The organism is Anaerococcus groningensis, assembly GCF_046365465.1.
GTDB classification, from domain to species: Bacteria; Bacillota; Clostridia; order Tissierellales; family Peptoniphilaceae; genus Anaerococcus; species Anaerococcus groningensis.
The window spans coordinates 15,535-27,629 of record NZ_JBGMEG010000002.1 but is presented as its reverse complement, the minus strand read 5'-3'; the positions used below and the strand labels follow the sequence as shown (position 1 = coordinate 27,629).

Here is a 12,095-nt window from a genome sequence, read left to right as displayed (position 1 = left end):
AAAACTAAATCGCTCTTTTTATTTATAAAAAACTGCTTCTATATTATTTCCATCTAAATCATGGAAAAATGCTGCGTAATAATTTGGAGCATAATGTTCTCTTATACCAGGAGCACCATTATCCTTTGCACCTAATTCTAAAGCTTTATTATAAAAATTAATTACTTCTTCTTCGCTATCAACTCTAAAGGCTAGATGAAAATTATTTGGGTTGCCTTCAACAAGCCATAATTCATTTGCAAAATTAGAATCTTCTTTACCAAAACCAACTGCATCTTTATAATCATCTTTTTTAATTAAACCAATTTCACTTAGAACTTTCTCATAAAAGTCCTTTGCTTTTTCTATATCAGAAACTTGTAAACTTATATGATCTATCATATTGCCTCCTTTTTATATTTAATTTATACCCTATATTGTGATAAAATATTTTTAAAGAATAGGAGAACATTATGAATTCTAAAAACCTTTATGAGCGTATCTTTTTAAGAACTGGAATAATAATATTATCGGTTTTATTTTTAATATTTATAGCGCCTTCGCTAATTGATGCACTTTTGCCAGTTATATTGGCCTTGGGGTTAGTTGCGCTTTTAGCTCCCTTTATAAAAAAAGTAGATGAAATTTTACCTATAAAACATACACTCGTTTCTTATATAGTGGGTACAGTTCTTTTAATAGTAGTAATTTTTTTATTAATCTGGTTTATTCAATTAATTGTAAGTCAGGTTAGTGGTTTGATAGGAAATATAACAGGTAATCGGGATAAAATAGTTTCCTCAATAAATGATTGGATTGATTCAGTAAATTCTCAAATAAATTTATTACCAGAATTTGTCTCCAATGCCATAAAAAGTGGACTTACTTCTATCTATCAATTTTTAAACAATTTACAAAAAAATGCAGTCAATATTACACTGGGTTTTACTACAGCTTTTATCAATACTTCAAATGATATAATATTTTTTGCTATAACCTTTATTGTTGCGTTTTATATTATTTTAGGAGACATGGAAGATGCTAAAATAAAGTATTATTCAAAATTTTCAGAAAGAACTAGAAACAATCTGAGCCTAATTAGAAAAGTTTTTAAAAATTCTACTTGGAATTATATTAAAGCTCAGCTTAAACTCGCTCTTTTATGTGGTTTTATTATGGCGATAGCTTTAAAGATTATGGGTCAACAGTATTTTATACCAGTAGCTTTATTGTTAGGATTTTTAGATTTACTTCCGATGATTGGTCCTATAATTTTACTTTTGCCATGGTCTGTTATAGAATTTTTTGTATTTAATAATTCAACAAAAGGTATAGGTCTTCTTGTAGTTTTGATAATTTGGACAGCTTTACGTCAAGTGATTGCACCTAAGGTAATAGGTTCCTCTGCAAATATACATCCAATATTATCGGTAATTGCTCTTTATTCTGGTCTTAGATTATTTGGAATAAGCGGAGCAGTATTTTTTCCTGTTGTTTTAATATTTATAGTAGGTATATATAGGTCTGGCATCATAGATAATTGGGTTTACGATTACAAATTATTTTTTGATTATATTCAGACTACTTTAAATATTGGCAAAAAAAATATCGATGTAGAGGATGAAGAATAGTTTCCAAATGGTATAGTGAGGTTAGTGATAACGGTTATCATCAAGGAGTGAAAATGGATAAATATTTAGTTAAGATTTTAGATATAAAAGAAGAATATAAAAATGTATATACTTACACCTTAGAAAAACCAGAAGAATTAGTATGGGATGAGGGAAGTAGTTTTCACCTAGGTTTACCTGGTTATGATGAAGGCAGTGAGGTAAATAAAAAGCTAGTTCATCATTTAAGTATCAACACCCTAACTGATGAAGGAAATATTAGATTTACAACAAAAATTCCTATAAGAAAATCTATATTTAAAAAAGCTTTATCAAAACTAGAAGTAGGGGATGAGGTTAGTATATTTAAATTTAAGTCAAATATGAACCTTAGACGTGAAGATAAGCCATTAGTTTTATTATCCCAAGGTTTAGCCATGTCTACTATGCGTCCTTTGATTAAAAAATTTGAAATAGATAGTTCAAATATACCTGAACTTATTAGTTTAAATGTAAATAAAAAAGATAATCATCTTTACGAAAAAGATTTCGAATGTGTGGATGGATCTGCTTTTATAAAATATTGGATAGAATCTAGGAAAGAATATCTAGAAAAACTAGCAGACCTTGCCAAGGAAAAATCTGATGCTTACTTTTATGTGGTAGGTAGTGAAATTTTTGTCCTCGATACTTTATATATCTTGAGGGATAATGGTATAAAAGATGATCAAATTATAATTGATAAAGACCTAGAAAAAAGAGACATAGTATTTGAAACACTGGAAAAATATAATATTATAATCTAAAAAGGATGGCAGTGGCCATCTTTTTTATTACTTAGTAATAAGGAGAAATGATGCAAAAAGTAGGTTGCTATATCCACATTCCCTTCTGCCAAAAAAAATGCTATTACTGCGATTTTTGTGCGTATATGAATGTTGAGCATAGGATAGATAATTACATAAATAATTTAATAAAAGAAATAAAACTCTACCAAGAAAAACTATCTTGTGAGATAGACTCTATTTATATAGGTGGGGGAACTCCTTCTTATATAGATGGAAAATATATAGAGAAGATAAGAAGAGTCTTAGATGGTTTTAAAATTGATAATATAAAAGAATTTACCATAGAATGCAATCCAAATTCTATATCTAAAGATGAATTACTTTTGTATAAAGATTTAGGAATTAATCGTATATCTCTAGGTGTCCAATCATTTGATGATAAAGTTTTAAAAGCAATTGGTAGAAACCATACTGCAGACATTGCTATTAAGGATATAGAGCTTATAAGAAGTGTAGGATTTGATAATCTAAGTTTTGATTTGATGTTAAACTTGCCCCACCAAGATTATAAGTCAGTAAAAAATGATTTAGAAATTGTAAAAAGAATATCCCCAGAACATATATCTTGGTATTCACTTATTCTAGAAGAAGGGTCCAGATTTTATGCCCTAGATAAAAAAGGTAAGCTAGATTTGATGGATGATGACAAAGAAATAGATATTTTTAATGATTTAGTTGATGAACTTGGAAAAATTGGCCTCCATCGCTATGAAGTTTCAAACTTTGCCAAAAATGGCTATCAGTCCTACCATAATAAAAAATATTGGGAAGGCGAGGGATATATCGCTTTTGGGATGAGTGCATCAGGTTATTTATCAAACTATAGGTATACAAATACTCGAAACTTTATTCATTATAATGACAAAATAAATAAAAATGTCTTACCGATAGATGACTATAACTATATAGATAAGAATGAGCGTGAGATAGAATATATAATTTTTAAATTAAGAGAAACTTCTGGTATAAACTTAGAAGAATTTAAGAAAAAATTTGGCTATAATTTCTTAGAAAAATATAAAAAAGAGATAGAAAAATTTACTGACCAAAACTTTTTTATTATTGATCAAAACTTTAAATTTAGCCAAAAAGGAATGAATTTATCTAATGAATTTTTAAGATTAATTATTTAATCTTGACAGGGGGTTTTTACCTAGTATACTAATATTAGCAGTCGATACTAAAGAGTGCTAAAGGAGATAAATTTGAATGATAGAAAGTTAAAAATATTATTCTCTATCATAGACTCTTACATTATAGATGGTGAGCCAATTGGCTCAAAAAGCCTTGCAGATACCTACAAATTGGATGTATCACCTGCAACAATCAGAAACGAAATGAGTTCTCTTGAAAAAATGGGCTTAATAGAAAAAGCTCACTCTTCAAGTGGTAGACTTCCTTCTGATAAGGGATATAGAATGTTTGTAGATTATATTCTTAAAAATGAAATGGAGGATATATCAAAGGCAAAGAAAAGTGAAACAATTATAAACTTACTTGATAAAAATTATCACAATGCAGAAGACATTGTGGAGACTGCAACTAAGATGCTAGCTGAACTTACGAATTTAACAGCAGTATCTATGACTCATAAAAATGAAATAAAAATGATAGTAAATATGGAGCTTATCAGATTATCGGATAGACAATTGCTATTACTAGCAGTATTTGACAATGGACTTATAGTAAAAGATAGTATATATCTTGATTATGAAATAACTCCTGATGAGCTATTATTTATTAATAACGTTCTTAAAAAGACAATGGTAGAAACTGATATTAATGAGGTTTATAATAATCTTAATTTACTTGAAATTACTTTGCTAAATGATTATAAATCTTTACTTGAGATTATAGAAAAAAGGCTACAAAGCCAGTCTTTTGGTAAGCAAAATAGAGAAATACAAATTGAAGGGCTTGGAAATATCTTTAATTTTAAAGAATATGATGATTTATCTAAGGCTCGTGATTTTATTAAACTATTAGATAGTAAAGAAAAAGTAAATAGTTTTTTGGGTAACAACTTATACGATAAACTCGATATAACAATAGGATATGAAAATAAGCTCGATGAACTAAAAGAAAATACTGTCATTACATCATCTTTTAAAATAAACAATGATGTCATTGGACACATCGGAGTAATAGGGCTAACTCGTATCAATTATATCGAAGTAATATCAGATATAATGATGATATCTAGACTACTTAATGATTGAAAGGGCTTAAGGATGGATGAAAAAAAATTAAATGATGAAAAGCTTGATAAAGACCAGACTGAAAATCAAGAAATCTTAGAAGAGGATGAAATTATCGATGGCGAAATAGTTGATGATGATTATGAAGCCGTTGATGAAGATAAAGAGAATAACGAAGTAACTAATGAAAAACTTGAAGAAGATTTCAACGAGTTTAAAGATAAATATCAAAGACTTCTAGCGGATTTTACAAACTATAAACAAAGAGAAGAAGCTAGCAAGGTAGATTTTAAAAAATTTGCAGTAAGTAATTTAGTAGAAAAACTTTTACCAGTTCTTGATAACTTTGATAGAGCCTTAAAAGATCAAGACCCAGAAGATGGACTTGTTAAAGGAATAGTGATGACTCGTGATGAAATGTTAAATATCCTTAAAAACGAAGGTTTAGAAGAAATACCATCAGATGGTGAAATTTTTGATCCAAATGTTCACCAAGCAGTTTTGGCTGAAGATTCTGATGAGGTTGAAAGCGATCATATTATTGAAACATTTCAAAAAGGATACAAATTAAATAATAAAGTAATAAGACCAGCAATGGTTAAGGTAGCAAAATAGGAGGCTATTAATATGGCAAAAATTATAGGAATTGACTTAGGTACAACAAACTCAGCAGTAGCTGTTATGGAAGGTGGAAGCCCAGTAATTATTCCAAACAGTGAAGGTAACAGAACTACTCCATCAGTTGTAGCATTTACAAAAGATGGAGAAAGATTAGTTGGTGAAACAGCTAAAAGACAAGCAATAACAAACCCAGATAGAACAATATCATCTATCAAAAGAGAAATGGGTTCTGACTATAAGACAGCAGAAATTGATGGTAAAAAATATTCACCAGAAGAAATTTCTGCAATGATCTTACAAAAATTAAAATCAGATGCAGAAAAATATTTAAATGACACAGTTACTAATGCAGTAATCACAGTACCTGCTTACTTTACAGATGCTCAAAGACAAGCAACAAAAGACGCAGGAAAAATCGCAGGTCTTACAGTAGATAGAATTATCAACGAACCTACCGCAGCTTCATTAGCATATGGTTTAGATAAAGAACATGACCAATCTAAAATCATGGTTTATGACCTTGGTGGTGGTACATTTGACGTTTCTATTCTAGAAGTGGGTGATGGAGTATTTGAAGTACTTTCAACACGTGGTAACAATAAACTAGGTGGGGATGACTTTGATAACAAATTAGTAGACTACCTAGCAAGTGAATTTAAAAAAGAAAATGGCGTAGATCTTACAAAAGATTTAACAGCTATGCAAAGACTTAAAGATGCAGCTGAAAAAGCTAAAAAAGAATTATCATCAACAATGACTACAAATGTAAACTTACCATTTATTACAGCAGTTGATGGTCAACCAGTTCACTTAGATATCTCAATTTCAAGAGCTAAATTTGATGAACTTACAAAAGATTTAGTTGATGAAACAAGAAAACCAGTAGAAGATGCATTATCAGATGCAGGTTTAAAATCATCTGATATTGATAAAGTACTTCTAGTAGGTGGATCTACAAGAATCCCAGCTGTTCAAGACTTAGTTAAAAACTTAGTAGGTAAAGAACCACAAAGAGATATCAACCCTGATGAGTCTGTAGCACTTGGTGCAGCTATCCAAGGTGGGGTACTAACAGGTGAAGTAAAAGACTTACTATTATTAGATGTTACACCACTATCACTAGGTATTGAAACACTAGGTGGAGTTGCTACAAAACTTATCGAAAGAAATACAACAATTCCAACTAAAAAATCACAAGTATTTACCACTGCAGCAGATGGTCAAACAGAAGTAGACATCCACGTTGTCCAAGGTGAACGTGAAATGGCAGCAGACAATACAACACTTGGACGTTTCCAATTAACAGGTATCCCAGCAGCAAGACGTGGTGTTCCACAAATTGAAGTAACATTTGATATAGATGCAAATGGTATTGTAAATGTAACTGCAAAAGACCAAGGTTCAGGAAAAGAACAAAAAATTACTATCACATCATCATCTAACCTAACAGATGAAGAAATCGATAGAAAAGTAAAAGAAGCAGAACAATTTGCTGAAGAAGATAAAAAGAAAAAAGAAGATATCGATACAAAAAATAATGCAGAAAGCTTAGTATACCAAGCTCGTAAAACACTAGAAGAAGCTGGTATTGAAGGTGCTCAAAAAGATGAGATCGAAGCAGAAATTACAAAACTAGAAGATGCAATTGCATCAGATAATACAGAAGAAATCAAAGCTCAAACAGAAGCCCTTCAAGAAAAAATCTATTCTATGAGTGAACAAATGTATAAAGCTGCAGGAGCAGAAGGTGCTGAAGCTGGTAGTGCAGATGATGACGTAGTAGATGCAGACTACGAAGTTATCGATGATGATGAAGAATAAATTTAATTTATAATAGCAAACTTAGGTAAAATAAGTATAATAAGTTAAATAAAATAAAAAGCTATTTCATTGTGAAATAGCTTTTTTTAAGTGTAAATGGAGGAAAAATGCAAGATCCATATGAAATACTTGGCGTTAGCCGTGATGCTAGCGACCAAGAAATAAAAAGAGAATACAGAAAACTTGCTAAAAAATATCACCCAGATTTAAATCCTGGTGATGAAGAAGCAGAACAAAAGTTTAAAGAAGCAACTTTAAGCTATGAAATATTATCAGATAGTGAAAAAAGAGCCCAATACGATAGGTATGGAGCAGCTGCCTTTGAAAACGGTGGAGCTGGTGGCTACGGCGGAGGATTTTCAGGAGGATTTGGAGATCTTTTTGGAGATTTATTTGGTGATTTATTTTATGGTGCCGGTGGAGGGGCTAGCAATAGGCCAACCAAGGGTTCAGATATTCAACAAATAGTAAAACTAACCTTTGCCGAAGCAGCTTTTGGGGCAAGCAAAGAAATACAAGTAAGACGCGAAGTAGAATGTGAAACTTGTAACGGAACAGGTGCAGAAAATCAAAGCTCAATCCATACCTGTGATAAGTGTAATGGAGCTGGAGTAGTAAATGAGGTAAGCCAAACACCATTTGGTAGGATGAGTAGAACTGTTACTTGTGAAATATGTGGTGGTACAGGTGAAATTATAGATGACCCATGTAAAGTATGCCATGGTGAAGGAACAGTTATCAAATCTGAACGCATAAAACTTGACATCCCATCAGGAGTGGAAACAAATAATGTAATGCGTATAACTGGCAAAGGAAATGCCGGAGAAAATGGTGGTCCATATGGAGACTTGTATGTAGTACTAGATGTAGAAGATCATGAAATATTTAAACGTGATGGTTTAGACATTTATTACGATATGCCAATATCATTCCCAACAGCGACCCTAGGCGGTGAAATAGAAGTACCAACCTTACATCAAACTACAAAATTTGAAATTCCTGCAGGTACTCAGACAGGTACTAAGTTTAAGCTTAAAAGAGAAGGAATTACAGATAGCAGAACAAAAAGAACAGGTGACTTATACTTCTATGTAAATGTTGTAACTCCAACAAACTTAAATAATGAACAAAAAGAAGCCTTAGAAACTTATGCTAATACTCTAGGAGAAGAAGTAAAGGCACACGAAAAAGGATTCTTTGCAAAAATTAAGGACTTATTTGACTAATGACAAATTCATTTAACATAATAACTCTAGGTTGCAAGGTAAATCAGTACGAATCAGAAGCAGTAGAAGAATTATTTTTACAAAAAGGCTATGAAAAAGCTAATGAAAACGCTGATATATACGTGATAAATACCTGCACTGTAACCAATATGAGTGATAGAAAAAGTAGGCAGATGATATCCCGTGCCCGCCGTGATAATCCAGAAGCAGTTGTTGCAGTTATGGGTTGTTATTCCCAAGTAAAACCTGAAGAAGTAGCTGCGATAGAGGGAGTAGATATTGTATTAGGTTCTCGTAATAAAGAAAATGTAGTAGAACTTTGCGAAGATGTTTTACAAAATAAGGGAGCTATTGATAAAATAATTGCTCCAAGTGAAACAAAAAGTTTTGAAGAACTACAAATTTCTAATCAAACAGAAATGACAAGAGCCTATCTAAAAATCCAAGATGGTTGCAATATGTACTGTTCCTATTGTCTAATTCCCTATGCAAGGGGCAATATAGTTAGCCGTGATATCCCATCAATTGTAGATGAAACTAAAAGATTAGCTAAAAATAACTTTAAAGAAATAGTTTTAACAGGTATCCATGTATCAAGCTATGGAAAAGACTTTGACGATGGATCTAGCCTAATAGATGTTATAGAAGCTGTGGCAAAAGTAGATGGCATAGAAAGAATAAGATTATCTTCTATGGAACCTAGACATATTTCTACAGAGTTTTTAGAAAGAATGAAAGCTACCGGAAAAGCTTGTGACCACTTCCACCTATCACTGCAATCAGGATCAGATGATGTTCTAAAAGCTATGAATAGAAAATATGATAGAGCTTTATATAAAGAAAAAGTAGAAGAAATTAGGCAAGTTTTCCCAAATGCAGGAATAACTACAGATATTATAGTTGGTTTTCCTGGCGAGACAGAAGAAAATCACAAACAAACTATGGATTTTGTAAATGATATTAAATTTTCAAAAACCCATTTATTCAAATTCTCCCCAAGAGAAGGTACTCGTGCAGCAAAAATGGGTAATCAAATAAATGGTAATATCAAAAAAGATAGACTCCATGATTTAGAAAAAATTGAAGAAACTAATCGTGAAGAATTTTTAGAAAAGCAAATTGGAAAAGTCTTATCAGTTTTAGTAGAATCAAAATCAGACTTAGAAGGATATAGTGGGGGATATTCTACAAATTACTTAAAAGTAAATGTAAAAGAAGATATCCCTGCTAATACTATTATTGATGTGAAGATTACTGAAATAGTCAATGATGAGTTAGTAGGAGAACGTATATAAAAAGACAGCTTGTGAGCTGTCTTTTTGCTTGCTATTTTATATCTTCTAAAGCTTCATCTATATCAGTATCTCCAGCTGCAATTTGAATTTCTTCGTTTTTGTATCCATCGCTTAAAAGTAACTTTGCAACTACTTTAGCGACATCACTACGAGATATAGACTGATCACCTGCTACTTTTGTTGAGTGGGTGTCAGTTACTTCGATAGTTCCCTGACCAGGATTATCATTTAAGCTTGATGGGTGAATTATAGTATAAGTTAATCCAGAATTATTTTTTAGATACAAATCTGCATAGTGTTTGCAAATTGTATAGGTTTTGATTGGGTCATCTGGATTTTCTACAGCTTCTCTTGATGAGTCCCAGGTAGAAACCATATAGTATTGGTCAACTCCTGCTTTTTTAGCAGCCTCCATAGTTTTGACAGCACCATCTAGGTCAACTTTAACAGTAGTTTCAGCACCACCCTTACCACCAGCTCCTATAGTAAATAATACTTTATCATAACCTTTAAAACTTTCTACCATATCATCTATAGAGTCTTTGGCAACATCAATTAATTTTGCATCTATATCACTAGCTTTAAGTTCTTCTAACTTTTTTTCATCTCTTACACTTGCTGTAAAATCTGCATTGGACTCTTTTAGAAGCTTAGTTACTTTACTTCCAACTCCACCATTAGAACCTAAAATTAAAATTTTCATTATATATCCTTTCTTTTCAAAGTCATTATTTATTGTATACCCTAATTAAAAATATTTACATAAAAGATGTGCATTTATCAATGTAATTTATTGACTCGCTTTTTTTATTGTGGTAGAATATATACTAATGGGGGTGAAGTATGGATTGTGTATTTTGTAAGATTGCAGCAGGAGAAATTCCTAGTGACAAAATCTACGAAGATGAAGACATAATTGCCTTTAATGATTTAGATCCACAAGCACCTATCCATTTTCTTGTTATACCAAAAAAGCACATAACAAGTTTAGCGCAGGTAGAAGAAAGTGACAGCGCTCTTATAGGTAGAATTATGCTGGCTATCCAAAAATTAGCTGCAGAAAATAATCTGGAAAGCTATAGAGTTGTTACAAATATCGGCGAAGACGGGGGACAAACAGTTCCTCACTTGCATTTTCACGTTCTAGGTGGCAGAGCATTTCACTGGCCTCCAGGCTAAAATGTAATCCACAATAGAATCTGAAAAAATTTTTGTGTAATACGAGAGGGGGGATAGAGATGACAGAAATTAAAGTTGGAGAAAACGAATCAATCGATAGTGCAATTAAAAGATTCAAAAGACAATGCGCAAGATCCGGTGTACTTTCTGAATACAGAAGAAGAGAACACTACGAAAAACCAAGCGTTATTAAAAAGAAAAAAAATGACGCAGCTAAAAGAAAAAACAGAAAAAAATAATTTTATAATTTAAAGAACCTTAGGGTTCTTTTTATTTTGCTTAAAAATAGGGTAGAGATACTATTTAAACTTTTAAAGGAGCTAGGAATGAAAATTTGCATATATAAACCTAATTCTCTTTCTATAAAATACATCAAACAATGGGAAGAAAAAAATAATATAGAAGTAGATATAGTAGATGAACCTATAAATAATGAAAACATTTCAAGATTAGAGGATGCTGATGGGTTAGTGCTAGCAGCATCAAGTAAACTTAGTGATGATATGTATCAAAAGATTGCTGATTATGGTATAAAACAAATTTCTATAACATCCGTTGGCTATGACAGGATAAATTTAGAAAAAGCAAATGAAGCTGGACTAGTAGTAACTAATACACCAGATTATTCTCCAGAATCAATTGCCGAATTTACCGTAATGATGATTTTAAAACTACTTAAAAAAGATAGTGAGATCCAAAATGATATGGAGAAAAAAGATTTTCGCTTTAGTGAAAATAAACTAGGTAAAACTTTAAGAGGAAAAACAGTTGGTATCTATGGTCTAGGAACCATTGGTTACTTAGTTGCTGAAGGCTTAAAACCGTTTGGAGTAAAGATAATAGCTACAACTCCTCACCCAAAATCTTATGCAAAAAACACAGTAGACTTTGTAGAATTTGATGAACTTTTAGAAAAATCAGATATTTTTTCTATTCATGCGGCCCTAGTTGATGAAAATTTCCACCAATTTGATAAAGATGCTTTTGATAAAATGAAAGATGGGGCACTAATAGTAAATACATCTCGTGGAGGACTTATAGATACAAAAGCCTTATTAGATGCTATAGATGATGGCAAAATTGATGGAGCAGCCCTAGATGTTTATGAAAATGAAGATGGTATTTATGGTAAAAATAATCCAGACTATGATGATAAATTATTTGATACGCTGCTTAATCATCCTAAAGTAGATATGTATAGTCACATAGCATTTTTTACTGATACTGCTTTAGAAAATCAAATGAAATATGCCCTCGATAGCGCAGTAGAAGTTATAAAAACAGGGGATTCTGAAAATAGAGTAAATTAAAAATCGGG

At 31.5% G+C, this 12,095-nt stretch carries 13 protein-coding genes; 11 read left to right on the top strand and 2 right to left on the bottom strand.

The features are described 5' to 3' along the window. Positions 1 to 18: 18 nt before the first annotated feature. A complete protein-coding gene (locus tag AB9Q04_RS01335) occupies positions 19 to 381 on the bottom strand; it encodes a VOC family protein (protein ID WP_410023590.1) in 363 nt (120 codons plus the stop codon). A gap of 71 nt (positions 382 to 452) precedes the next feature. Between AB9Q04_RS01335 and AB9Q04_RS01330 the strand changes: the two genes are divergently transcribed. From AB9Q04_RS01330 to mtaB, 8 genes are all read left to right on the top strand, one after another. Beyond that, entirely contained in the window at positions 453 to 1,610 is a 1,158-nt protein-coding gene (locus AB9Q04_RS01330) for an AI-2E family transporter (protein ID WP_410023589.1), read from the top strand. 53 nt (positions 1,611 to 1,663) lie between these two features. Further along, positions 1,664 to 2,395 (top strand): hypothetical protein, encoded by a 732-nt coding sequence (locus AB9Q04_RS01325; protein ID WP_410023588.1) that lies wholly within the window; start codon positions 1,664 to 1,666, stop codon positions 2,393 to 2,395. A gap of 50 nt (positions 2,396 to 2,445) precedes the next feature. Continuing rightward, positions 2,446 to 3,570 (top strand): radical SAM family heme chaperone HemW, encoded by a 1,125-nt coding sequence (gene hemW / locus AB9Q04_RS01320; RefSeq protein ID WP_394011658.1) that lies wholly within the window; start codon positions 2,446 to 2,448, stop codon positions 3,568 to 3,570. Positions 3,571 to 3,642: 72 nt separating this feature from the next. Further along, positions 3,643 to 4,656 (top strand): heat-inducible transcriptional repressor HrcA, encoded by a 1,014-nt coding sequence (hrcA, locus tag AB9Q04_RS01315; protein ID WP_394011657.1) that lies wholly within the window; start codon positions 3,643 to 3,645, stop codon positions 4,654 to 4,656. Positions 4,657 to 4,668: 12 nt separating this feature from the next. Further along, positions 4,669 to 5,250, top strand: coding sequence for a nucleotide exchange factor GrpE (gene grpE / locus AB9Q04_RS01310; RefSeq protein WP_394011656.1), 582 nt, complete (start codon positions 4,669 to 4,671; stop codon positions 5,248 to 5,250). A gap of 12 nt (positions 5,251 to 5,262) precedes the next feature. Continuing rightward, entirely contained in the window at positions 5,263 to 7,077 is a 1,815-nt protein-coding gene (gene dnaK / locus AB9Q04_RS01305) for a molecular chaperone DnaK (protein ID WP_410023587.1), read from the top strand. Positions 7,078 to 7,184: 107 nt separating this feature from the next. Next, a complete protein-coding gene (gene dnaJ, locus AB9Q04_RS01300) occupies positions 7,185 to 8,303 on the top strand; it encodes a molecular chaperone DnaJ (protein WP_410023586.1) in 1,119 nt (372 codons plus the stop codon). After that, positions 8,303 to 9,598, top strand: a complete 1,296-nt coding sequence (gene mtaB / locus AB9Q04_RS01295) for a tRNA (N(6)-L-threonylcarbamoyladenosine(37)-C(2))-methylthiotransferase MtaB (protein WP_410023585.1) — start codon at positions 8,303 to 8,305, stop codon at positions 9,596 to 9,598. The genes dnaJ and mtaB overlap by 1 nt, the downstream gene beginning before the upstream one ends. A gap of 31 nt (positions 9,599 to 9,629) precedes the next feature. Here mtaB and AB9Q04_RS01290 read toward each other — a convergent pair whose 3' ends face one another. After that, a complete protein-coding gene (locus AB9Q04_RS01290) occupies positions 9,630 to 10,301 on the bottom strand; it encodes an NAD(P)H-binding protein (protein WP_394011652.1) in 672 nt (223 codons plus the stop codon). A 140-nt stretch (positions 10,302 to 10,441) separates the two neighbouring features. Here AB9Q04_RS01290 and AB9Q04_RS01285 point away from each other — a divergent pair, with 140 nt between their 5' ends. The 3 genes from AB9Q04_RS01285 to AB9Q04_RS01275 all read left to right on the top strand — a co-directional run bounded on the left by AB9Q04_RS01285 (position 10,442) and on the right by AB9Q04_RS01275 (position 12,087). Continuing rightward, the gene (locus tag AB9Q04_RS01285) at positions 10,442 to 10,777 is read left to right on the top strand and encodes a histidine triad nucleotide-binding protein (protein ID WP_410023584.1); all 336 of its coding nucleotides are present in this window, start codon (positions 10,442 to 10,444) and stop codon (positions 10,775 to 10,777) included. Between the two features lie 59 nt (positions 10,778 to 10,836). After that, positions 10,837 to 11,016 (top strand): 30S ribosomal protein S21, encoded by a 180-nt coding sequence (gene rpsU / locus AB9Q04_RS01280; protein ID WP_101540532.1) that lies wholly within the window; start codon positions 10,837 to 10,839, stop codon positions 11,014 to 11,016. Positions 11,017 to 11,103: 87 nt separating this feature from the next. Beyond that, entirely contained in the window at positions 11,104 to 12,087 is a 984-nt protein-coding gene (locus AB9Q04_RS01275; protein ID WP_410023583.1) for an NAD(P)-dependent oxidoreductase, read from the top strand. Positions 12,088 to 12,095: the final 8 nt, after the last annotated feature.